Annotated in this window: 25 protein-coding genes; 11 read left to right on the top strand and 14 right to left on the bottom strand. The window is 63.1% G+C overall.

The window, feature by feature from the left end; all coding sequences use genetic code 11:
- Positions 1-74 precede the first annotated feature (74 nt).
- Both HV765_RS01580 and HV765_RS01575 read left to right on the top strand, forming a co-directional pair.
- Positions 75-578, top strand: coding sequence for a hypothetical protein (locus tag HV765_RS01580; protein ID WP_175168543.1), 504 nt, complete (start codon positions 75-77; stop codon positions 576-578).
- Entirely contained in the window at positions 575-1,963 is a 1,389-nt protein-coding gene (locus tag HV765_RS01575; protein ID WP_054427986.1) for a tripartite tricarboxylate transporter permease, read from the top strand. Before HV765_RS01580 ends, HV765_RS01575 begins: the two co-directional genes overlap by 4 nt.
- A 132-nt stretch (positions 1,964-2,095) precedes the next feature.
- On the opposite strand, the gene HV765_RS01570 is transcribed toward HV765_RS01575, so the two are convergent.
- Genes HV765_RS01570 through HV765_RS01560 form a run of 3 tightly spaced genes read right to left on the bottom strand, consistent with a single transcriptional unit; the run spans position 2,096 to position 5,262 of the window.
- Positions 2,096-3,082, bottom strand: coding sequence for a Bug family tripartite tricarboxylate transporter substrate binding protein (locus tag HV765_RS01570; RefSeq protein ID WP_175168542.1), 987 nt, complete (start codon positions 3,080-3,082; stop codon positions 2,096-2,098).
- A complete protein-coding gene (locus tag HV765_RS01565; protein ID WP_175168541.1) occupies positions 3,079-4,284 on the bottom strand; it encodes a CaiB/BaiF CoA transferase family protein in 1,206 nt (401 codons plus the stop codon). The genes HV765_RS01570 and HV765_RS01565 overlap by 4 nt, the downstream gene beginning before the upstream one ends.
- A 39-nt stretch (positions 4,285-4,323) precedes the next feature.
- On the bottom strand, positions 4,324-5,262 hold the full coding sequence (locus HV765_RS01560; protein ID WP_175168540.1) for a hydroxymethylglutaryl-CoA lyase: 939 nt from the start codon (positions 5,260-5,262) through the stop codon (positions 4,324-4,326).
- 178 nt (positions 5,263-5,440) lie between these two features.
- Here HV765_RS01560 and HV765_RS01555 point away from each other — a divergent pair, with 178 nt between their 5' ends.
- Positions 5,441-6,169 carry an IclR family transcriptional regulator gene (locus tag HV765_RS01555; RefSeq protein WP_175168539.1) on the top strand — a complete coding sequence of 243 codons (729 nt, stop codon included), beginning with the start codon at positions 5,441-5,443 and terminating at the stop codon, positions 6,167-6,169.
- Between the two features lie 99 nt (positions 6,170-6,268).
- Positions 6,269-7,426, top strand: a complete 1,158-nt coding sequence (locus HV765_RS01550; protein ID WP_175168538.1) for an NAD(P)H-dependent flavin oxidoreductase — start codon at positions 6,269-6,271, stop codon at positions 7,424-7,426.
- A gap of 64 nt (positions 7,427-7,490) precedes the next feature.
- Here HV765_RS01550 and HV765_RS01545 read toward each other — a convergent pair whose 3' ends face one another.
- Entirely contained in the window at positions 7,491-8,963 is a 1,473-nt protein-coding gene (locus HV765_RS01545) for a sensor histidine kinase (protein ID WP_054427992.1), read from the bottom strand.
- A complete protein-coding gene (locus HV765_RS01540; RefSeq protein WP_054427993.1) occupies positions 8,960-9,688 on the bottom strand; it encodes a response regulator transcription factor in 729 nt (242 codons plus the stop codon). Before HV765_RS01540 ends, HV765_RS01545 begins: the two co-directional genes overlap by 4 nt.
- Positions 9,689-9,837: 149 nt before the next feature.
- On the opposite strand from HV765_RS01540, the gene HV765_RS01535 reads away from it, so the two are divergent.
- The 5 genes from HV765_RS01535 to msrA all read left to right on the top strand — a co-directional run bounded on the left by HV765_RS01535 (position 9,838) and on the right by msrA (position 12,973).
- Positions 9,838-10,470: a cytochrome b/b6 domain-containing protein gene (locus HV765_RS01535; protein WP_175168537.1), complete on the top strand. Its 633-nt coding sequence runs from the start codon at positions 9,838-9,840 to the stop codon at positions 10,468-10,470.
- 10 nt (positions 10,471-10,480) lie between these two features.
- Entirely contained in the window at positions 10,481-11,272 is a 792-nt protein-coding gene (locus HV765_RS01530; protein WP_175168536.1) for a molybdopterin-binding protein, read from the top strand.
- A gap of 41 nt (positions 11,273-11,313) precedes the next feature.
- The gene (locus HV765_RS01525; protein WP_054427996.1) at positions 11,314-11,655 is read left to right on the top strand and encodes a pentapeptide MXKDX repeat protein; all 342 of its coding nucleotides are present in this window, start codon (positions 11,314-11,316) and stop codon (positions 11,653-11,655) included.
- Positions 11,656-11,750: 95 nt separating this feature from the next.
- Positions 11,751-12,251 carry a peptide-methionine (R)-S-oxide reductase MsrB gene (gene msrB, locus HV765_RS01520; RefSeq protein ID WP_175168535.1) on the top strand — a complete coding sequence of 167 codons (501 nt, stop codon included), beginning with the start codon at positions 11,751-11,753 and terminating at the stop codon, positions 12,249-12,251.
- Between the two features lie 32 nt (positions 12,252-12,283).
- Positions 12,284-12,973: a peptide-methionine (S)-S-oxide reductase MsrA gene (msrA, locus tag HV765_RS01515; protein ID WP_054427997.1), complete on the top strand. Its 690-nt coding sequence runs from the start codon at positions 12,284-12,286 to the stop codon at positions 12,971-12,973.
- A 69-nt stretch (positions 12,974-13,042) separates the two neighbouring features.
- Here the strand turns inward: msrA and HV765_RS01510 are convergent, their stop codons facing one another.
- A complete protein-coding gene (locus HV765_RS01510) occupies positions 13,043-14,254 on the bottom strand; it encodes a diguanylate phosphodiesterase (protein ID WP_175168534.1) in 1,212 nt (403 codons plus the stop codon).
- A gap of 190 nt (positions 14,255-14,444) precedes the next feature.
- Here HV765_RS01510 and HV765_RS01505 point away from each other — a divergent pair, with 190 nt between their 5' ends.
- Positions 14,445-14,927 carry a DUF2165 family protein gene (locus tag HV765_RS01505; protein WP_175168533.1) on the top strand — a complete coding sequence of 161 codons (483 nt, stop codon included), beginning with the start codon at positions 14,445-14,447 and terminating at the stop codon, positions 14,925-14,927.
- 81 nt (positions 14,928-15,008) lie between these two features.
- Complete coding sequence (locus HV765_RS01500; protein WP_054428000.1) at positions 15,009-15,374, top strand: VOC family protein; 366 nt, start codon at positions 15,009-15,011, stop codon at positions 15,372-15,374.
- Between the two features lie 63 nt (positions 15,375-15,437).
- Here HV765_RS01500 and HV765_RS01495 read toward each other — a convergent pair whose 3' ends face one another.
- The 8 genes from HV765_RS01495 to HV765_RS01460 form a co-directional block, all read right to left on the bottom strand.
- A complete protein-coding gene (locus HV765_RS01495; RefSeq protein WP_175168532.1) occupies positions 15,438-16,046 on the bottom strand; it encodes a PqiC family protein in 609 nt (202 codons plus the stop codon).
- Positions 16,043-17,707 (bottom strand): PqiB family protein, encoded by a 1,665-nt coding sequence (locus HV765_RS01490; RefSeq protein ID WP_175168531.1) that lies wholly within the window; start codon positions 17,705-17,707, stop codon positions 16,043-16,045. Before HV765_RS01490 ends, HV765_RS01495 begins: the two co-directional genes overlap by 4 nt.
- On the bottom strand, positions 17,704-18,267 hold the full coding sequence (locus HV765_RS01485; protein ID WP_276529718.1) for a paraquat-inducible protein A: 564 nt from the start codon (positions 18,265-18,267) through the stop codon (positions 17,704-17,706). Before HV765_RS01485 ends, HV765_RS01490 begins: the two co-directional genes overlap by 4 nt.
- 68 nt (positions 18,268-18,335) lie before the next feature.
- Positions 18,336-18,968: a paraquat-inducible protein A gene (locus HV765_RS01480; RefSeq protein WP_175168529.1), complete on the bottom strand. Its 633-nt coding sequence runs from the start codon at positions 18,966-18,968 to the stop codon at positions 18,336-18,338.
- Positions 18,969-19,064: 96 nt separating this feature from the next.
- Positions 19,065-19,586 carry a lipid-binding SYLF domain-containing protein gene (locus HV765_RS01475; RefSeq protein WP_175168528.1) on the bottom strand — a complete coding sequence of 174 codons (522 nt, stop codon included), beginning with the start codon at positions 19,584-19,586 and terminating at the stop codon, positions 19,065-19,067.
- A gap of 193 nt (positions 19,587-19,779) precedes the next feature.
- Positions 19,780-20,694 (bottom strand): SMP-30/gluconolactonase/LRE family protein, encoded by a 915-nt coding sequence (locus HV765_RS01470; RefSeq protein WP_175168527.1) that lies wholly within the window; start codon positions 20,692-20,694, stop codon positions 19,780-19,782.
- Positions 20,695-20,751: 57 nt separating this feature from the next.
- Complete coding sequence (locus HV765_RS01465; protein WP_054428007.1) at positions 20,752-21,585, bottom strand: NAD-dependent epimerase/dehydratase family protein; 834 nt, start codon at positions 21,583-21,585, stop codon at positions 20,752-20,754.
- A 38-nt stretch (positions 21,586-21,623) separates the two neighbouring features.
- Positions 21,624-22,616, bottom strand: a complete 993-nt coding sequence (locus tag HV765_RS01460; RefSeq protein WP_175168526.1) for a TRAP transporter substrate-binding protein — start codon at positions 22,614-22,616, stop codon at positions 21,624-21,626.
- Between the last annotated feature and the right edge of the window lie 38 nt (positions 22,617-22,654).

The raw sequence follows: 22,654 nt of genomic DNA, 5'->3' as shown, positions 1-22,654 counted from the left end.
CACCCAGCATGCCCCCATAAGAACAGAGGCGGCGCACGGTAACGCCGGCGCCGCCCAACCCAACGGAGAGAGACATGGAACCAAAATCCCCGGCGCCGTCCTGGCGCCTGGCCGAGGTATGGAGCGACACCGTAGACCTGCGCCAGCTGGCCTGGGCCATCGGCATCGGCATCACCATCAGCGTGGCGGGCTTCTACGCCGCCAGCCGCTGGTTGCGCGGCATGGTGGCGTCGCCGGAACTGGCGCACGCCTACGCGATGCTGGCCGGGCTGGCAGGCTGCGTGATTGCAGGCGTGATCTGCGCGCGCCTGTTCCCGCCCAAACGCGAAGTCATCGAACACACGTCCACGCATGACCCGGCCTGGCGCGCCGAAGTGCTGGCTGAATTGGCCGAGCAACCTGGCGGTTTGGGCACCCTGGCGGACCTGCCGGAAGCCGTGGTGCGTGAACTGAAGGAACTGGATCTGTACGACCTGTTCACCGAGCCTCCGGCAAAAGCGGCTGACTCGGCCACCGCCACCGCCACCGCCACCGCCAACACTCTGCCGCAAGGCGCATCCAAGGAGGCGCTGGCATGAGCGACCCGATCCTGCTTGAACAAATCATGGTGGCCGCCGCCATGGGCCTGCTGGGCGCCGTGGTGTTCGCCGCCATTGGCTTGGTGTCCGGCACCGATGAAACCACCACGCTTGCGCCCCTGACCTTGCTGGTCGTGCTGCTGGGCGTGCCGCCCGCCGGCGTGTTCACGTTCTTCTTGGCGGGCGCCGTCGCCAAACACATGACGCACGCGGTGCCAACGGCCTTGCTCGGCATTCCCGGCGACACGCTGGCCACCCCCTTGCTGCAAGACGCGAATATGTTGCGCAAGCTGGGCGTGCCGCACATCGCGCTGCGCAAGATGGTGTCGGGCGCCATCGTCGCCGCCTTTGTCGCGGTGCCGCTGGCCGTGCTGTTCGCCGTGCTGCTGGCGCCGTTTGGCGCGGCCATCACCAAGTCTGCGCCGTGGATTTTCCTGGCCGCCGCCGTGTTGATCGCCTACTTTTCCGCAGGACGCTGGGCCGCCGTGGCGCTGCTGGTGCCGTTCGTGGTGGTGATCATCGCGCTGCAAAGCCTGACCGCCAAATACGGCGTCAAGCTCAGCATCAGCTACTTCCTGGGCATCGCCATCGGGCCGCTGATTGCCGATCTGTTCACCGTGATCTCGCCCATGGGCCGCGCGAAGATGATGCGCGAAAAGGTCCGCACGTTCTCGCTGGCGCCCGACGTCAAGGGCTGGTCGGGCTATTTCCCGAACCCGCTGAAGGTCATGGACCGCACGCAGACCCGCTGGACGCTGGCCACCGCCGCCATCTCCAGCGCCACCTTCGTGTTCAGCCCCGTCGCCATGACGGTGGTGCTGGGCGAGCTGGTGGGCTCGCGCATCAAGCACGCGTATCACCGGCTGACGACGGTGCTGTCGGCGCGCAATGGCGTCACCGAAGCCACGTACATCGCCGAAGCGCTCATTCCGCTGATCGCATTCGGCCTGCCGCTCAGCCCCGTGGCCGCCGGCCCCGCCGCGCCGCTGTTCAACGCGCCGCCGCGCTTTACGGTTGACGCCGCCACCGGCGAAACCCACAACCTGCACAACCTGCTGAACCACTGGGAATTCCTGGGTTACGGCATGTTGGCGGTGCTGCTGGCCGCGGTGGTGTCCTACCCCTTCGCCATGAACTTCGCACGCCGCGCCGCGTTGTTCGTGTCGCGCAAGGTCAGCCACGAAGCCATCATCGCCACGTTCGTCGGCCTGATCATCGTGATCAGCATCTGGGAAGGCCAGTTCCTGGGCCTGCTCGTGATCCTGACGATGGGTCTGTTCGGCGGCTTGTTGTCGCGCTTGTTTGGCTTCAACACGGGCGTGCAGTTCATGGGCTACTACACGGCGGTGCTGTCGGTGCCGGCCATTGTGAAGCTGATGGCCTGACGGTTTGCGCCCGCTTGGCATGCAAGGGCCGCCCGCGAATCGGGCGGCCCATTTTTTTGCCGGGGCGGCCCTTTTTGCCGGGGCGGCCCTTGTGCCGGGGCGGCCCTTGTGCCGGGGCGCCCCGTCCGTCATCTACGCCGCCGTCTGGATATTGGCTTCGCGGATCAGCCGTGCCCACTTCTGTTGTTCGTCCCGGATGTATTGCTGCGCGGCCTGGGGCGATCCGCCCATCGGCTTGCTGCCTTCCGCCGTGAACATGGCGATGGTGGCCGGGTCCGCCAGCACTTTTTCAACGACGCCGTTGACCGTATCAATGATCTCGGGCGGCGTGCCGGCCGGGGCCACCAGCGCCTTCCAGTCCACGGCCTCGAAGCCATCGAACCCGGATTCCGCCACGGTCGGCACGTCGGGCAGAATCGACAGGCGTTCGCGGGAAGTGACGGCCAAGGGGCGCAGCACCTTGCCTTTCAGCATTTCCTGCGCGGCCTGCGGCGTGGCGAACATGTAGTCGGTGTTCTCGCCCAACAGGTCGTTCAACGCGGGCGCCGCGCCCCGGTACGGCACGTTCAGCACCTGAAACTTGGCTTGATACGCCAACAGCTCGCCCGCCAGATGGCCCACGGTGCCGGACCCGGCCAGCGCCTGCTTGATGGCGCCGGGCTGCGCGCGCGCTTCCTTGACCAGATCGGCCAGCGTGTTCCAGCGCGCGTTGGCCTTGACGACCAACACCACGGGCAGCGACGCCACCATGGCGACCGCCGCGAAATCCTTGGTGGCATCAAACGGCATCTTGGGCATCAGCGCCGGGTTGATCGCCAGGTTGGCGGTTTGGCCCAGGCCCAGCATGAAGCCGTCCGGGCGCGTCTTGGCCACGGTATCCAGACCGATGTTGCCGCCCGCGCCGGGGCGGTTTTCCACCACCACGGACCACCCGGCGGCCCCGGTGATCTTGGCCGCAATCGCGCGCGCCACCGAATCGGTGCCGCCGCCCGGCGTGTACGGAACAATCAGCCGGATGGGCCGGCCGTCCGGATAGGCGGACGCGGCATGCAGCCGCAACGGCAACGCGGCCGCGCAAAGCGTGGCGCTCAAAAACGAGCGTCGGGTCAGCGTGATCATGATGGTTGGTCTCCTTCTGTTATGCGCCTTGCCTTCAAGGCCGCGATCTCGTCGTCGCGATAGCCGACCGCCCGCAAGAGCGCGTCGGTGTGTTCGCCCACAGCCGGCGGCTGCAAGCGGATGGGGGGTTGCCGCCCGTCCAGCGTCAAGGGGGCCAGCGGCACGAAGCTCTCGCGCCCGTCGGGCAGCGTGATCGGGGCCAGCCCACCGGTGGCTTTCAGATGCGGGTCGTCAAACAGCTGTTCGGGACGGGTGATGGGCGCAAAGGGCAAGCCTTCTTCTTCGAACCGTGCGGCAAGCGCCGCCGCGGGGTAATCCGCCAGATGCGAACGCAGCAGCGGCATCAGCCACTCGCGCGCCTGCACGCGGTCGTTGTTGGTCTTTAGCCGCGTATCCGCCAGCCATTCCTGCAAGCCGAAAGCGCGGCAGAAGATGTCCCACTGCTTGTCGCTGACAACAGCCAGGAAGATCTGCTCGCCATCCTTCACGGTGAACACGTCGTACACCGCCCAAGCCGATATGCGGCTGGGCATCGGCGCGGGCGCCTTGCCCGTCATCGCGTACTGCATCATGTGCTGGCCGACCAGGAACACGTTGTTCTCGAACAGCGAGGCCTGCACTTCCGTGCCGACGCCCGTGTGTTCGCGTTGCGCCAGCGCCGCCATCGCGCCCATCGCCCCGAACATGCCGCCCATGATGTCGTTCACGCTGGAACCCGCGCGCAGCGGGTCGCCTGACCGGCCCGTCATATAGGCCAGCCCGCCCATCATCTGCACCACTTCGTCCAGCGCGGTGCGGTTGTCATACGGGCCGGGCAAAAAACCCTTGTGGCTGACGTAGATCAGCCGGGGGTTGCGGGCTTTCAGCGCCGCATAGCCCAAGCCCAGCTTGTCCATGACGCCCGACTTGAAATTCTCACTGACGACGTCGGCGGTATCGATCAGCCGCCGCGCGGCTTCAACGCCTTCGGGCTGCTTCAGGTCCAGCGCGATGCTCTTCTTGTTGCGGTTGAACATGGGGAAAAACCCCGCGCCCGACCCCAGCAGGCGGCGCGTGGTGTCGCCGCCTATCGGTTCGACCTTGATCACTTCCGCGCCCAGGTCCGCAAGCAGCATGCCGCACGTGGGCCCCATCACCATGTGGGTGAACTCGACGACGCGGATGCCTTCATATGGAAGGCGGGACGTTGCACGGCTAGTCATGGGTAATGCACCTTGATTGCGAGGGGTAAGCGGATGCCGCTAGCGCGCCTGGACAAAGCCCAGAGGCAAGCCGGCGTCGGGCGTCATGCCGTAGAGCGGCTCGCCGGGCAGGCCGGCGGCCAGCGGCTGACGCGCCGCGATGATTTTTTCCAGGTCGATGCCGGTGCGCACGCCCATGGCCTCGAACATGAAGACGAGGTCTTCGGTGACGACATTGCCGGACGCGCCTGGCGCGTAGGGGCAGCCGCCCAAACCACCCAGCGAACTGTCGAACGTGCGCACCCCTTCGTCCCAGGCGGCCAGGCAATTGGCCAGGCCCAGCCCGCGCGTGTTGTGCATGTGCGCGGCGCCCGCCTTCGACCCGATTTCACCGCGCAAGCGCCGGAACAGCCGGCGCACCTGCGCCGGGTTGGCATGGCCGACGGTGTCCGACAAGCCTGATTCATCGGCGCCCGCTTCCACGCACATCACCGCCAGCCGAATCACCTCGTCTTCCGGCACCAAACCTTGCAGCGTGCAGCCGAAGGCAGTGGAAATGCCGGCCTCAAGCTTTACGCCGGGCGCGATGTCGTCCCGCAGCGCGGCAATGGCGCGCACGGTGTCCACCATGTCTTCCGGGGTTTTCCTCACGTTGGCCAGCGAATGCGCGCGGCTGGCCGAGACGGGCATCGTCAGCTTGTGCACGCCGGCCCGCAGCGCGGCCTCGGCGCCACGAAGATTGGGCACCAGCGCCATCACCGTCACACCCGGAATGCGCGCGGCATAGGCCACAACTTCAGCCGCGTCGGCCATTTGCGGCAGCAAGCGCGCCGGCACAAACGACGCCACTTCAATTTCGCGCACGCCGGCGGCGGCCAGCGCATCGATCCAGCGGAACTTGTCAGCGGTGGGCATCGTGGCCTTCACCGATTGCAGCCCGTCGCGCGGGCCGACTTCACTGATCAGGACATCGGTGTCGCTTGCGGCGGAATTCGCCATGGCGTGAGTCTCCGTTAAATTCTATCTTATAGAACGATGTTCTTTCTAATAGAATTAAACGACAAACCAAAAATTGCTGTCAAGCGCGATTTAGCGGGAGTGATGGCGCCGCGTTTGCCTACAATGTCGCGCAGCCGTTCTGAAGGATGGAACCTGCCGCCACAATTCAAGGAACCCTATGCCGCGTAAAGCCGCCACCGAATCCGTTGCCGATGCCGATGCCGCCCAAGGCGGCGTGGCGGCCGTTGACCGCGCCTTGAGCCTGATGGCCGTCTTCACCCCCACCGACCGCACGTTGTCCTTGGGTGAACTGGCCGAACGCACGCGGCTGTACAAAAGCACCGTGTTGCGTCTGCTGGCATCGCTGGAACACGCGCAATGGATTCAGCGCCTGGACGACGGCCGCTATGCGCTCGGCCCCGAAGTCGCCCGCCTGCACGGCATCTACTCGGCGTCGTTTTCGTTGGAGCACATCGTCGTGCCGGTGCTGCGCGAATTGGTCGCGGCCACAGGCGAAAGCGCGGCGTATCACGTGCGCCAAGGCGACGCGCGCCTGTGCCTGTACCGCGTCGATTCCCCGCACCCGGTGCGCGACCACATCCGCGCGGGCGACCTGCTGCCCTTGGAACGCGGCAGCGGCGGACGCGTGCTGACGGCCTATGACGACATCCTGGGCAATGCGCCCGGCCCCGAGCAGGCGCTTTACACGCGCATCCGCCACGACGGCTACTTTGCCGCCATGGGAGACCGGCTGAACGAAGTAGCGGGTATCTCGGCGCCCGTGTTCCTGCTGTCGGGCGGCATCGCGGCGGCCGTGACGCTGACCGCGCCCGCGCACCGCTACAACCCCGACCACCTGAGCCACGTGCTGAACGCCGCGCGGCGCCTGACCGGCCGGGTGGGCTGAACACTACGCCGCGCCTTTGCCCCCCGCTTGATCCTGCGCAAGGCGACCCGTCACCCCTTGCTCTAGCCTCTGTCCACTTGACCAGAGGAAAGACTCATCATGACGTGGTTCAAATCACTCAAACTCGCCGGACGCGACTTGCTGCCCATTGTTCAGGGTGGCATGGGCGTTGGCGTTTCCGCTCATCGTCTGGCCGGCGCGGTCGCCAGCCAGAACGCGGTGGGCACCATCGCCAGCATCGATTTGCGCCATCACCACCCCGATTTGCTTGAGCAAACCGACAAATGCAATGACCGCGATCTGATCGACCGCGTCAACCTGGAAGCCCTGGACCGCGAAGTCCGCGCCGCGCTGGACACGGCGCAAGGCCGGGGTCTAGTCGCCGTGAACGTCATGAAGGCCGTGCGCGGGCACCCCGCGCTGGTGCGCCAGGCCTGCGAAAGCGGCGCGCAGGCCATCGTGATGGGTGCGGGCTTGCCGATGGATCTGCCTGAAATGACGGCGGATTTTCCGAAGGTGGCGCTGGTGCCGATTCTGTCGGAAGCGCGCGGCGTGGCCGTCGTGCTGAAGAAATGGATGAAAAAAGGCCGTCTGGCCGATGCCGTGGTCATTGAGCACCCCGGCTATGCGGGCGGCCATCTGGGCGCGGCGCGGCTGGATGACATCCACGACGAACGCTTCGATTTCCAGCGCGTGCTGGCCGAATGCCATGCCTTGTTCAACGAGCTGCAACTGGGCCAGGACGCGCCTCGCCTGATCGTGGCGGGTGGTGTCGGCAGCCATGATCAGGTGCGCCATTGGCTGGCCAACGGCGCCGACGGCGTGCAAGTGGGCACCGCCTTTGCCGTCACGCATGAAGGCGATGCGCACGAGAATTTCAAGCGCGTCTTGATCGATGCCGACCCGGCCGAGCTGGCGGAATTCACCAGCGTGGCAGGACTGCCGGCACGCGCCGTGGCCACGCCGTGGCTCACGCGCTATCTGCGCCAGGAAAAGACCCTGCAAGCCGGCACGCGCTGCGATCCCCGGCGTTGCAGCCAGCGCATGGACTGCCTGACGCAATGCGGGTTGCGCGATGGCCTGTCACGCTTCGGCCAATTCTGCATCGACTTGAAGCTGGCCGCCGCCCTGCGTGGCGAAGTCAGCCGCGGCCTGTTCTTCCGCGGCGCGTCGAAACTGCCGTTTGGCCACGCGATGCGTTCGGTGCGTGAACTGATGGACTATCTGCTGCACGGGCAGATGCCCGCCACGGCGTGATGGCCGATTAGCAACAGCGCCGAAACAACCACCGGAAGGCACCGCAAGACTCGACCGCCCCGCCCTACCGCGCCGCCGACAGATCAAACTGGAACACGGCGCCGGGTTCGGGGCGTTCCACCAGCCGGATCTCGCTTTGATGCAGCTGCAAAATACGCTGCACAATCACCAGCCCCAAGCCGCCGCCATCGCGCGGCCCCCGGTTCAGCGCCGACGCACGCGTGAACAGGCCGCTACGCAATTCCGGCGGAATACCCGTGCCGGAATCACTGACCTGCACCTGCACGCGGTTCTGCGCCACGCCCAGCTGCAATTCGATCCGGCCGCCCGGCGGACTATGCCGGATGGCGTTGTCCAACAGATTCGTCAGCACCCGTTCGATCAGCCCTAAGTCCGCGCGCACCAGCGGCAGGGCCTGCGGGATATCGGTGGTCAGATGCTGCTGACGCGCTTCGGCCGCCAGCTCGAATTTTTGAAACACGTCCTGCACCAATTCCGGCAATGAAAACGTCTCGGGCTCCAGCCGCACCAGCCCCGATTCCAGCCGCGCCAGCTCAAACAATTCCTGCGCCAGCCGGCCCACCTTGCGGCTTTGCGCCAGCGCGATGTCCAGATACCGGCGGCGTTCGCCTGCGTCCAGCGTCTCGTCTTTCAGCCGCAGCGTTTCCAGATAGCCGTGCAAAGACGTCAGCGGTGTGCGCAGGTCATGCGAGATATTGGCGACCAGATCGCGCCGCTGCTGATCTTGCCGCGTCAGTTCACGCCATTGATCTGAAATGCGCCGGCCCATCTGAACAAAGCTACGCCGCAGCAACGAGATTTCATCGCCGCTGTTATCTTGCGCATCACCCGGTTGCTCCAACGCCGCCAGCGCCTGGCCGTCATCGCCATCAAACGCCTTGACCGCCCGCGTCAGCCCGCGCAACGGCCGCGTGATCAGCGCAAACGCGGTCAAGCCCGCCACCAACCCCAACAAGGCCACCAGCGCAATCGACCACAGCGTGGTGCGCAACACGGAACTGCGCGATACCGCCATCGCCAACGCGTCGTGCGCCTGGCCTTGCAGCACCACATAGACATAGCCCTTGTCCTGCCCGCCCACGCGCACCGGTGCGGCGCTGAAGACCTTTTGCGCGTCCACGTTGCGCGGGTCATCGCCCACAATCGGCAGCATGCCGCCTGACAACAGCTGTTTGATGGGCGCCAGATCGACACGATCGCGCTTGATCTGGCCGGCCGGCGCGGCGTCGCCAACGATTCGGCCATCGTTGGACAACAGGTACACCTCAACCGCCGGGTTCACCGCCATCAGCATGTCGAACAGCGAGCGCACGGCATCCGGTTTCCAGCCGTTGGCATCCATCAATTCGGTGGTGCCGGCAATGTGCTGCGCCAGCCCGCTGGACAAGCGCTGCACCACCTCTTGTTCGTAGCGCGAATTGGCGGCGATCTGCAACCATGCCGACGCGCCGCAGCACGCCAGCAACAGCAGCGCGAACACTGCCGACAAGCGTTGGGTCAATGTTGTGCGTTTCATGTTGCGGCTCCCGCGCCGCCCGGGTCCGCCGCAAACTTGTAGCCCCTGCCCCAAACGGTCAGGATGCGCTGCGGGTTGGACGGGTCGGCTTCGATCTTCGTGCGCAGCCGATTGATGTGGGTGTTGACGGTGTGCTCATAGCCTTCGTGCTGATAGCCCCACACATGATTCAGCAAATCCATGCGCGAGAACACCTTGTCGGGATGGCGCGCAAAGAAATGCAGCAGATCAAACTCGCGCGGCGTCAGGTCCAGCCGGCGGTCATCGATGTCAACCGTGCGCGCGATGGGGTCAATGGACACGCCATGCACCGCCAGGCTGCCGGCGTCGATGCGCGCGTTGCGCTCCACGGCGTCGCTGCGGCGCAGCAGCGCCCGCACACGCGCCACCAGCTCCAGCATGGAAAACGGTTTGGCCAGGTAATCGTCCGCGCCCAGCTCCAGCCCCAGTATGCGATGCACCTCGCTGGACCGGGCGCTGGTGATGATGATGGGCGTGTAGCGCGCCATGGCGCGGGCGCGTTTGCAGATTTCCAGGCCATCGATGCCGGGCAGCATCAGGTCGAGCACCAGCGCGTCCCAGCTGCCCTCTTCCAGCCGCCGCATGCCTTCGTTGCCATCGGCGGCGTGTTCCACCGCATAGCCTTCGTCGCGCAAGTGCAAGCGCAGCAATTCGGCAATGTGGGCATCGTCTTCAACAATCAGCACGCGTCGGGGCGTATCCATGGGGGGGAGCTCGGGCCAGTTCAGTACCGCCATTGTCGCCAATACGGGGCGGTGGAGTTATCACAATTATTTTAAGTTTGCGTGAGGACTTGGATATCGGCCCCGGGGAAGAATGGCTCCAACAAGTAAACGCCCCCCGGAGACCCGCCATGATGGCAAGCCCCGCAACCCCCGATACCCCGGCCGCCCCGCGCGCCGCCGGCGTCATTCACCCCGGCTGGTTGCGGGTGATGCATTGGATCAACGCGCTGGCCGTCGTGATCATGGTGATGAGCGGCTGGCGTATTTATAACGCCGCCCCCTTCTTCAACTTCGTGTTTCCCAAAGACATCACGCTGGGCGGCTGGCTGGGCGGCGCGCTGCAATGGCACTTTGCCGGCATGTGGCTGCTGTTCGCCAACGGCCTGCTGTACCTGGCCTTGAACGTAGGCACCGGCCGGCTGTTCCGCAAGTTCTTCCCCGTCAGCCCCCGTGGCGTCGCCGCCGACCTGGGCGCGGCGCTGCACGGCAAGCTCTCGCACAACGACCTGCGCCATTACAACCAGGTGCAGAAATTGGCCTACCTGTTTGTCATCGTCGACATCGTGGTGCTGGTGCTGTCCGGCCTGGTGCTGTGGAAGTCGGTGCAATTCGACCTGCTGCGCGAGCTCTTGGGCGGCTATGAATTTGCACGCCGCATCCACTTCTTTGCGATGGCGCTGCTGGTGGCTTTCGTGGCCGTGCACCTGGTGATGGTGGCGCTGGTGCCCCGCAGCCTGATCGCAATGATCCGCGGCAAATAAGGAGCCTGACGTGAGCCAGAAAAGACGTTTGTCGCTGTTGGGCCTGGATGGCGGCGCCATCCTAAAAGAAGCCAAGAACCTGTTGGCCAAGCGGGTTGAACAACCCTCGCGCCGCACCTTCCTGCGCAACAGCCTGACCTTGGGCGGGCTGGCGATGCTGTCCGGGTGTTCGCTGTCGGATGACGAAAACGTCGAAAAAGCGCTGTCCACCGTGTCGCGTTTTAACGACCGCGTGCAGGGCTGGCTGTTCGACCCCAACAAGCTTGCGCCGACGTATCCCGAATCCATGATCACGCGGCCGTTTCCATTCAATGCCTATTACGGCATCGACGAGGTTCGCCACGTCGACGAGGAATCGTTCAGGCTGGAAGTGACCGGCATGGTCGCCGACAAGCGCCAATGGCGCCTGGAGGAACTGCGCGCCATGGCCCAGATCGACCAGGTCACCCGCCACATCTGCGTGGAAGGCTGGAGCGCCATCGGCAAATGGGGCGGCGTGCCCTTCTCCACGTTCCTGAAACGCGTGGGCGCCGACCTGACGGCCAAGTACGTGGGCTTCAAGTGCGCTGACGACTACTACACCAGCATCGACATGCCGACCGCGCTGCACCCGCAGACGATCCTGGCGCTGACCTATGACGGCAAGACCTTGCCCCCCGAGTACGGCTTCCCCATGAAGCTGCGCATGCCTACCAAGCTTGGCTACAAAAATCCCAAGCACATACAGGCGATCTTTGTCACCAACACCTACCCAGGCGGTTACTGGGAGGACCAGGGCTACAACTGGTTCGGCGGAAGCTAGGTGGAAATTCCAATAGTCCCTCTCCCTCAAAGGAACGCATCATGAAGACTCTTACCACTGCCGCTTTTTCCCTGTGCCTGGCCTTTGGCGCCGTGGCCGCTCATGCCGCCGACACCATGGGCAAAGACAATATGGCCAAGGATTCCATGTCCAAAGACAGCATGTCGAAAGACGGCATGTCCAAGGGGGGAATGACGAAGGACGGGATGGCCAAGGATGGCATGGCGAAGGACGGCATGGCCAAGGACGGTATGTCGAAAGATGGGATGTCGAAAGATGGAATGTCCAAGAGCGGCATGTCCAAGGATGGCATGTCGCACGACGGGATGAAGAAGGATTCCATGTCGAAGGACGGCATGGGCAAGGACGACATGAAGAAGTAAGGCTGCGCTTTTCAGCCCGAACAATCGCCGGCACGCGGGGCGACAGCATTCGCCCGCCCCGCCGCCCGCCCCCGCCACGTTTTACGGAGCCCGCCATGACATTGAATCGCAGACATTTCCTGAGCCTGGGCGGCGTTGCGGCCCTGGCCGCCGGCATGGCCCCCTTGCTTGCCGCACGCAGCGCGCCGCCCAAAGCGGCCGCCTCGTTTCCCTACACGCTGACCGACGCCGAATGGCGCACCCGCCTGACGCCCGCGCAATTCGATGTGCTGCGCCGCGAAGGCACCGAACGCCCCTACACCAGCCCGCTGAACGACGAGCACCGCAACGGCACGTTCTCGTGCGCGGGCTGCGAGCAGCACCTGTTTGCATCCAGCACCAAATTCGATAGCGGCACCGGATGGCCCAGCTTCTGGCAACCGCTGGCGGCCGCCGTGGGTGAAACCCGCGACAGCAGCTTTGGCATGGTCCGCACCGCCGTCCACTGCGCCAACTGCGGCGGCCACCTGGGCCACGTCTTCGACGACGGCCCCCGCCCGACCGGCCTGCGCTACTGCATGAACGGCGTGGCCATGACGTTCGCCCCGCAAGCCTGATCCTAAACGCCTATTTTCAGGACCGACTCATCATGACATTCACCATCCGCAACCTCTGCGCCAGCCTGGCCGCCGCCACCGGCCTGCTGGGCGCAGCCGCCACGCAAGCCGCCGAGTCCGCGTTCATCATCCCGCCGCCCGCGGTAGATCAAGCGAATGACGCCACCGCCCAGCAAAAAGCCGTGATCGCAGGCGGGTGCTTCTGGGGCGTGCAAGCCGTGTTCCAACACGTCAAGGGCGTATCCGGCGCCGTGTCCGGCTACGCAGGCGGCAAAGCAAACACCGCCAACTACGACACCGTCAGCAGCGGCCGCAGCGGCCACGCCGAAGCCGTCGAAATCACCTACGACCCCAAGCAGATCAGCTACGGTCAACTGCTGCAGATCTATTTTTCCGTGGCCCATGACCCCACCCAGCTGAACCGCCAAGGCCCCGACAGCGGCACGCAATACCGCTCAACGGTGTTCCCCGCCAACGACGACCAGCGCAAAGTGGCTGAAGCGTATATCGCGCAGTTGAACAAAACCGGTGTGTACCCCAAGGCGCTGGCCACCACGGTGGAACCGCTGCAAGCGTTCTATCCGGCCGAGGGCTACCACCAGGACTATCTGGTGCGCCATCCCAACAGCATGTACATCGTGGTGAACGACATTCCCAAGGTAGAGAACCTGGCGAAAACGTTTCCCGACAAGTGGCGGGATAAGCCGGTGCTGGTGAACTGACAACGCGGAATTAACCCACTCCTTGTGCGCCGGCTGAGCCGGCGCTTTCCCTTTCTTGACCCGAGGCCGTCACCGGCGCTCCGGCCACCAGATATCGGGTACGCGATTTAACGCGGGCCTGGCGAACAGATACCCCTGAAACCGCTCTACGCCAGCGGCTTGCAGCCAGCACCACTCCTCCACTGACTCAACGCCTTCCGCTACCGGCGTAATGCCCATTGCCTTGCATGCCTGGATGATGGCAAGCACGATGGCTTGCCGTGGCCCATCGGTATGGATGTCTTGGATGATCTTGCGGTCGATCTTGAGCTTGTCCGGCTGAAACTCCGCCAGAAGCGACAGCCCCGCGTATCCCGCGCCGAAATCATCAATCGCCACGCCGATGCCCGCAATGCGCAATTGCTTGATGGCGCCTCTGAACGAGCCTAAGCACGAAATGGCCTCCTGCTCGGTCACCTCTACGAACACCTGGCTGGGCGATAGGCCGCTCGCCAATATTTGATCAACCAGCAGGTCCACGGCATTGGGGATGGCAATCAACGACATCGGGAACAGGTTGACCGAAATCTTGATGTGTTGCTGACCGAGCCGATGCGCCAGTTGAAAGGCGCGTGCTTTGGACTCAAGGTCGGTCTGATAAAGCAGCTCAGTGGGAAGCGATGAAAAAAGCTGCTCAGGCGATCCGCCGGACGGACCGCGGATAAGAAATTCGAATGAGGTGATGTTGCGCCGCATCGGATCGACAATCGGCTGAAGCGCAAATTGATAGTGGTTTCCGTGCGCAGGTTCCTCACCATCGCGATGACTGGGGTAAGCGACTGGCGCGAAGGTCCATTCTGATGCGGGATCGCCTTCGACGATGTGCGCAATCCCGCGGGCGTTCACGTACATCAAGAGGATCTTGATCACCCGGTCGTCACTACTGGCAAGATGCGCGCTGACTTTCATCTTGGCAAGAATCGCCTTCCGGGGCTCCTCCGAAGCGTCTCGCAAGTCGATCAACGCCATCGCATCGCCATCGAATCGACGATCTGGTGCATCGTCTCGCAAAAGATGGACCACGTTGATGTGCCTGGGATCGCGTTTTATGACTTCAAACAGTGCATCGACGGCATCGTGAGGGCCTTCCAGCAGTTGCACGAAATGCACGCCATCGAAAAGCAAAATTCCCGTAATCGAAGCCGCGGCGTTCCGTTCTTGAGCGCTCTGCATTAACCGGCTGAGGTCATTCGCTTGAAGCGGCGTCGCGACGCGGCTGCGATAGATCAAGGTTGAGAGCATGGGCGTCCTCCCTTACATCGATTGAGACGGTTTTATGCCAAAAGCCTATCACGGCCGGATAAGCCCGCTCTTGCACGACCTTGCCGTCGCATCGGAGCCAAATGCCCCCAGCCCGCACGGGGGCTTTACCGCATGAAAAAAGCCGCGCTCATATTATGCAAGCCAGATCTTGTTTAATAGAGGCGCCCTGTTGATTCCGTTTACCGCCATTTGGTTGTTCCTGGCCGTTCAGGCTGTCGGCTTGGCGCTGTGGCTCACGCTTGCCGCACTGAACAATAGTCGTGATTTTGTAGGGTCCGCCGCAGCCGTCGGCGCAACGATGGCCATGCTGCCGTTGAAAGAGCCGCCCCGCATTCCCACGCCCTTGCTCAGCCGCGCCGTTTCCGCGCCCTATGCGCATCGGGCGGCGCTTAGTGTGTTGCTGTGGATCCAAACCATAGGCGCCGCACTGGCCTGGGCGGGCTGCTACCTGTTGTTGATTCAGGGGGATCTAGACTCCGCACGGCCTTGGCTGAATGGCGCGCTCGCCGCCATGTCTGCCTGCCTCTTCGCCATGCATCTTGCCGGCTTGTGGTTTGGATACTGGATTCGCCAAGACACGCTGCAACTGACCCATGTCGCTCTGCTGCTCTGGACCGGAATTGCGTTCCTGAGCTTGAATCTGATTCAGTGAAGCGCCCGTGCCTGAAAACGCGAAATAATGGCGATCTAAGTTTATGGACGGCAAGCCCGCCGTCCCCAACGGAGAGGCGTCATGTTTGATCACCTTGGTTTCGGCGTGAGCGATATGGATGAAAGCCGCAAGTTCTTTCTTCAGGCGCTGGCCCCGCTGGGCGTGGGCTTGGCCATGGAAGGCCCCAACAGCGTCGGCTTGGGCCGGCAAGGCAAGCCATCAATGTGGCTGTACGCCACATCCGCCGTGACGCCGCCCTTGCATATCGCCATTGCGGCCCACGCCCGAGCCGACGTCGACGCGTTCTACCAAGCCGCTATCGCCGCGGGCGGAAAGGACAACGGCCCCCCAGGCTTGCGCCCGCACTACCACCCCCACTACTACGCCGCGTTCGTCCTCGGCCCCGATGGCCACAACGTGGAAGCCGTGTGCCATCAGCCAGAGTGAATCAGGAAGGCGCAGAGGTCGATGTTAAAGACGTTGACGTGTCGTTGAGCGTTGCGGCCAGTGTCAACATTTCGACTGCCGCGAAGCCATCCACGCCTTCGCGTCCTGGCCGATCTGATGGGCCAACGCAGCAATCAAGCGCTGCTGCGCCTGCACTAACGCGGGATAACCGGCGGCGGCAGGTTGCTCAAAACGTCCTTGGCAAACCAGCGTGGCGCCGCCCGCGTCACGCGCATCCCGCAGGGTCCAGCCCGCTTCAAGCTGCACGCGCTTTCCCGGCCATGCGTCAAAGCGGCGGACCTGAAGTTTCACTTTGATCACCTGCGCATCGCTTGGCCACGACAAGCCGGCGACGTCCTGGGTGCCCAGGCCATCGGCAAGCTGCGCGGACAGCGCATTGCGTATCTCTTCGTCCAGCGGACCCAGCCAGCGTTCGTCATCCAGGACGGCGAGCATGCCGCTGTCGTCTTGTCTGACGACGAGTTGGGGTTGGTTCAGATATTCCGGCACCGTCACAGGCAGCACGTCGACCAGGAAGCGCGCGGGCGCCGCCTCGCGCCGGACATCGTCCTGTGCGCTTAGCAAGGTGTAATAGCGTACCGGCGCAGAAGTGGTGCAAGCCGCCAGGCCCAGGGTCAGAATAAACAGGCTGAATCGAATAGACCGGGTCATCGCGGAAGCGTCTCCATCGTGCTTGCGGGCGGCGTGCTGGACGCCTCGAACGTGGCGTTCTTGGGGCGGCCTCGCACCAGCGCCTCGGGGTTTCGGCTCAACAGGTCGGTCAATGTCCGCACTGAACGAGCGGCGCGCTGAATTTCCTGAAGGGTCTGTCCCAGGCTTTGTCGCAACGTCGCGTCCTCGGCCAGCATGCCGTGGGCGGCGCCAATGGTTTGTTGCGCTTGGCGCAAGGTCTGCGTGGCCTGTGGCAGAACCAGGCCGTTCACTTGCAGCAGCGCTTTGTTCAGGTTGGCAAACGACGCATCAAGATTGCGCGCGATGCTGTCCAGGGGCATTTTGTCAATCTTGCCCACGATGTTGGCGACGCGCGCTTGCAATTGATCGAACGTGCCACTGACCGTGGGCAGCGTGATCGGACGCCGTTGCGAATCGAATACCACCTTTGGGGTGTTGGGTATGAAGTCCAAGGCGATATAAAGCTGGCCGGTCAGCAAGTTTCCCGTCCTGGCCTGCGCCCGCAAGCCGTGGGCCACCATTTCTTGCAGCAGGCGTACCAGCCTGTCTTCCTCGGTCCCGTCGGACGGCGGCATTTTTTCCATGATTTCATTGAGCCGCTGCGGATACACCACGATGCCGACTTTGGATTGAAAGCGCCGCCTGTCGGGATCGTAATCCGGCTTGATCGAGATGACCTTGCCCAGGTCCATGCCATCGAACTGCACGGGCGCCCCAATGGCCAGCCCCCGCAGGGATTGCTCGAAGACCAGATAAGCGGTTTGCGATGGCCCGTCAGGCGGCGCCAGCGCCGCCTGCTGATCCTTGGCCAGTTCGTACGTGGCATCCGCCTGGGCGGGTTCACCGGTCAGCCCCAAGGCCGTGCCGAAAGACACGCCCCCGGCCAGAATGGTGGCAATAGACTGGGTTTGCAGCTTGAACCCGTCTGCGCCAAGCGAAACATCCACGCCGCTGGCGTTCCAGAAGCGCGTCGCCGTGGTGACAAAGCGGTCATAAGGCGCATTGATGAAGAGCCGCAGGGCGACGGCCTTGCCATCGTCGCCCAACTGATAGGACGCCACGCGGCCGACCTGAATGCGTCGGTAATAGACAGGAGACCCCACATCCAGCGAGCCGAGATCTTCGGTATGCAGAATGAACGATCGGCCAGGCGTGTCGCCTATCACAGTGGGCGGACTTTCCAGGCCAGTGAACTCTTTTGCAGGCTCCGTTGATTGCCCGCGATCCACGCCGATGTATGCCCCCGACAGCAACGTATCCACGCCGGAAACCCCATCGATGCCGATGCGCGGGCGCACCACCCAGAACCGCGAGCCTTCGCGCGCCAGGCTGGCCGCATCCTTGTCCAGCGCCACCGTTGCCACCACACGGGAACCGTCTTCGCTAAGGCTGATTGCCGTCACCGTGCCCACATTCACGTCCTTGTATTTCACAAGGGTCTTGCCCTCTTCCAAACCGGCGGCAGTACGAAACGTAATCGTGATGACCGGGCCTTCAGTGACCCAGGTTTGCACCAGCATGGAAAGGCCGACCAACGCGGCGATCAGGGGGACCAGCCAGACAAGCGAGATCCGCCACGTTCTGCGGGGGATCACCGTGGGCGCATCCAGCCCGTGAAGATCCTTGGAAGATTCAATCATTCAACACCACCATTGATTTCACCATCCCAGATATGTCTGGGGTCGAACGACATGGCTGCGAGCATGGTGAAAATCACGACCATGCCGAAGAAAAGGATGCCGACACGCGGCGATATATCGGTAAGGCCTTGGAATTGCACCAAGGCAGCCACCACCGCCACCACCAGCACATCCAACATGGACCAGTACCCCACAAACTCCACCAAGCGGTACAACTTGGCGCGCTCACGTGTCGCCCATCGGCTACGCCGCTGTGAGGTCACGAGCAACAGCCCAAGAATCAGGAATTTCGCGCAAGGCACCGCCACGCTCGCAATGAAAATAACGAACGCGATGCCATAGGAGCCCGATGTCCAGAACTCCACGGCCCCCTCCATGATGGTGCTGCTGCTGCCCCTGCCCAGCAGACTGGAATGCATGACCGGCAGCACATTGGCGGGGATGTAGCAGATGATGGCGGCCACAAGCAGCGCCCACGCGCGAGCAAACCCGTTGGGACGCCGTTGATGCAGCGTTGCGCCGCAGCGGGGGCATTGAACGTCTCGCCCGGGCGTGTCCACGCGTTCGCAAACCAGCCCGCATGTGTGGCAGCCCACTACCGACAAATCGCTTGCGAATGGCGTCCTGGTCACGCCGCACCGCCACGCCGCAATGCCGATTCATCTTCGGTCTGATCCCACAGCGCAGACAGGTCTCGGTGAGCAATCACCGTCAGCAATACCATCAGGGCGGCAGTCGCCCAGACGCCTGCGCCGAGCGTCACGTCCACAAGACTCACCAGCTTGATGATCGCCACCAGAATCCCAAAAATGGCGACCTCGACCATGCTCCAGGGACGCAAGATCGCCAGCGCCCTCAACGCCCGGGCAAAGCCCGGTGCGCGACGGCCAACCCGCGCATAGCTCAGCACCCATGTCAGCAAGGCGATCTGGGCAAGCGGCACCAAGATCATCACTAAGCCTGCAACGATGGCAAGGGGCGCCACGCTTCCCTGGGCCAAGGCCCAAGCGAATTCCCACAACGTTGCCTGCCGGTGCGTGCCATTCAGGCTGATGCGGACGATGGGGCAAACGTTTGCGATCAGAAATACGACGGCTGTCGCGATGGTCAATGCCAGCCATCGGTCCGCATCCAGCGGGTTGGCGCGCTCAAGCACGGCGTCGCATCGACGGCAACGCGCGACCTCGCCTGCCGCCAGCGTGCAACGCCGGTACACGCTGTCGCAATGCTCGCAGGCCACCAGGTGTGGGTAAATGTTCATATCGTTGGCGGCATAACGCTGCGCCGGCTGCTGCTGCTGCTGCGATTGCCTTGCGCAGGCCTGCCCATGAAAACCGGCTGACGCAGACGCCGGGCCTCAGGGGCGGATATGGGTAATCTTCGAGCCCTCAAGCCCCATACCCGCCATCAACCCTTGTGCGCCGAAGGGCACGGCAAACACTTCCTGAGACAAGGTTGTCGTCGACAAGGTGGAAGCGATGGATTTATCCCAAGCCACCAGGCTGGGGCCACTGCCCAACGCCCAGCCGTCACTCTTCTCCAGATAGTTCAGCGACTTCTGGTTCATGAAGAAAAGCGCATAGCCAAAGGTCTGGGCGCCGGCTTGCAGCCCCAAGGACACCGCGGAGATTTCGTAGTAACCGATAGGCTCCTTGCCCTTGAACAAGGCGCCTTGCCCATGCTCGCCGCCCACCACGAAGCCCGCTTTATAGATCTTGGGAAAAACCAAGACGGCCACCGCTTTGTCGCCCAGTTCTTTCGTGCTGGGTTCGACCGCGTAAAGGTGCTTCAGCGCATTGGCGGATTCATTGCGAATCGCGAGTGCAGAATCAGCGAAGGCCACGCCTGGTGGCAGCAGCAAGGCGGCGAACGCTAGCAAGGCCGACCGCAGGCAACGCGCAAACGGGCGTCGAAAAGATTTCAGCTTTTTATGACTTGCCATGAACTTGGAAAACCCTGATTTGGTTGTACGCGCGCTCCGCCAACGATGTGTGTGCGTGGCTGGCCGTAGCGCGACGTACTCTATACGTACGTCTCAGGGCAAGCTTGCCATTTGATGCCAACCAGGGGCTTCAAACACCCGAATACATGACCCGGCCCGCGGTGGGCATCGGGGCTCGCAGGATGGACCCTGACTCGGACTCGGTGATGTAAAGCGTTTTGCGGTCCGGGCCGCCGAAGGCAACATTGGTCGTCAATGCCCCGAGCGGCGAATTGATGCGCAACATGGGCTCGCCCCGGTTGCTGAACAACCAGACCGCGCCCAGCCCCACATGCGCCACGGCCAGATTGCCGTCTTCATCGATGGCCAGGCCGTCCGGCCCGCCTCCGCCGGACATCTGGATGAAGGTTCCGACTTTGGTCACCTGCCCCTCGCGAGTGAGCGGGACGCGCCAGATGGCGTTTGCCCGCGTTACCGCCACATAGAGCACCGACTCGCTGGGGTCCAGCACCAGACCGTTGGGGCTGGGGATATTGTCCAACAGGCAATCAACACGGCCGTCGGCCCGACGCCGGAATACCCGGCCGGTCTGGTCGTGCCAGCCGGTCAGCCCTTGATCGGTGAAATACAGATCGCCGTTAGACGCGAACACCAGGTCGTTCACGGCCTTCAGACGCTCAAGGTGCACCCTTTCAAGCACGGGCGTTGCCTTGCCCGTTTCAGGATCAAGCTGCATGATGCCGCGCGCATAGTCCGCAATGAAGATGCGCCCGTCCCGGTGGATCTTCAGGCCATTGGGTTCGCCGTCGTATTCGGCGATCAATTCGAACCCGCCCTGCGTGTCCACCCGGAACACGCGGCCCCAAGGCACATCCACGCAATACAGACGCCCGTGTGCGTCAAAAGACGGACCCTCCAGCAGGGAATGAGGCGGCTGGTTGCCCGGCTGGTAGCGATGCCACTCGGAAGTGCCTTCCGGCTTGCGGAAGGCGTCGGGCAGGCGGGCAAAGACTTCGGCTTGAATGGCAGGCGGTGCGGCGTACATGGTTTCCCGGCAACTGGTTGATGGCTGGTGGACGGCAACGATTTCTACGCGGGCCGCTCAAGAAATGCGGTCGGTCGTGCCAACGAACTCCAGGGGGCAATAGAAGCCGCCATGGAACTGGGCGGCGATGGGGTCCTCGGGTACGTTCTGGGCGAGTATTTCCGCGGCGAAAACTTCGGAGTCGTCTTGCGGCTCGTACCCCAGGAATTTGACGTTGGAGTTGTCCCACCGGTTGCGCAGGTTGTTCGACGCGCCATAGACCACAACGAAGTGATAGGACTCGTGCTCAATGCAGCGGCGCGCCAACTGCGCCATGTCCCGGTGGCTGAGCCAGGTCAGGAGCTGGCGTGCTTCGCTTGGGCGGTCGGGCGTGCGGAATGTGCCGATGCGCAGGCAGGCAACCGACATGCCGTACTTGTCGGCATACATCCTGCCCAGGGCCTCGCCAAACACTTTCGAGACGCCGTACAGCGAGTCCGGCCGGGGTTCCACAGTGTTGTCCAGAAATTTTTCCCTGCGGTGGTAGCCCACGGCATGGTTCGAACTGGCGAAAATGACGCGCGGCACGTGTTGGCGGCGAGCCGCCTCGAACACGTTGTAGCAGCCGTCGATGTTCATCGGCAGAATCTTGTCCCACGTGTCCACGCCGGGAATCCCGGCCAGGTGGACGACGCAATCGATGCCTTCCATGCAACGCGCAACCGAATCCATGTCGCGCACATCGATCGTGCAGATTTCCTCGCCCGCTTGCGCGGGTTCCTGTTCGGCAATATCGGCCAGGCGCAGCAAGGCATAGCGGCCGCGCAGATGTGCGCGCAGGCATTTGCCTATGTTCCCTGCCGCGCCCGTGATCAGCACCCGCAGGTTTTCAGGTTGGTTGAAATGAGTCATCGGCTTTCCTGTTTTTTCCGGCGGGGCGGAGTCATGGATCATTTTTTGGTGTTGGCTTTGGCTTCGATCACGGCGTCATAGAGCGCCTGGCCGCCTGGCGCATCGCCGACCAGCTTTTTCACGACAGGCCGGGTTGCCTGCACCAGGGAGTCAATGTCGCTCGGATGAACGACGGTGACGCCCTTTGCCGCCATGGTCTTCATCCCGTCGTCGTAGACCTTCTTGTAATAGTCGCGGGCATAGGCCATGGCTTCATCGGCAGACTCCTTCACGATTTTCCGGTCGTTCTCGGAAAGGGAATCCCAACGCGTCTTCGACATGACCAGCAGCGCCGGATGGATATTGATGTGCGTCATGTTGAAGTACTTGGACACCTCGATGAACTTGTCCGACACGAATTGATCCGGGGTGGTCTCGCCGCCGTCGATCACCTTCTGCTGCAGCGCCAGGTACAGCTCGGAATACGCCATCGGGGTGGCCTGTGCGCCCAGGGTCTTGTAGCTTTCGACGTATCCCGGCGACTGGATGACGCGGATTTTCATGCCTTTCAAGTCGCCAGCGGAATTGATGGCACGGTTGCCAAAGACGTTGCGTTCAATGGCGGAAAACCAGCCCAGGCCGACAAGGCCATACTTGGGAAGGATGGCCATGAACTTGTCGCCAACGGGTCCGGCCAGGATCTCATTGGCCTGCTGGACGTTGTCGAACAGAAACGGTGTGTCAAAAACCAGGAACTCTTTCACCACATTGTTCAGGGCCGGTTGCCCGGTAACAAACAGGTCCGTCGCGCCGGCCACGGCGCCTTGAATCATCGTGAGTTCCCCGCCCAACTGTGAGTGCGGGAACACCGTGACGTTGATCTTGCCGTTCGATTTCTCTTTGAGGATATCGGCAAATTTCTGCGTGCCGACGTGGAACGGGCTGTCCGTGGTCAGTGTGTGCCCCACATCCATGTTCAATGCATGAGTGGGCGCCGACAGCAGCAACAGGCTGATGGCTCCCGTACCAATGATCTTCTTGAGCATGCTCATTTTTGTCTCCTGGGTGACTTCCAGATTTATGATTTTTT

Origin of the sequence: Achromobacter kerstersii, assembly GCF_902859595.1 — a bacterium.
Lineage (GTDB): Bacteria > Pseudomonadota > Gammaproteobacteria > Burkholderiales > Burkholderiaceae_B > Achromobacter > Achromobacter kerstersii.
This window is presented reverse-complemented; position numbering and strand designations above follow the sequence as displayed.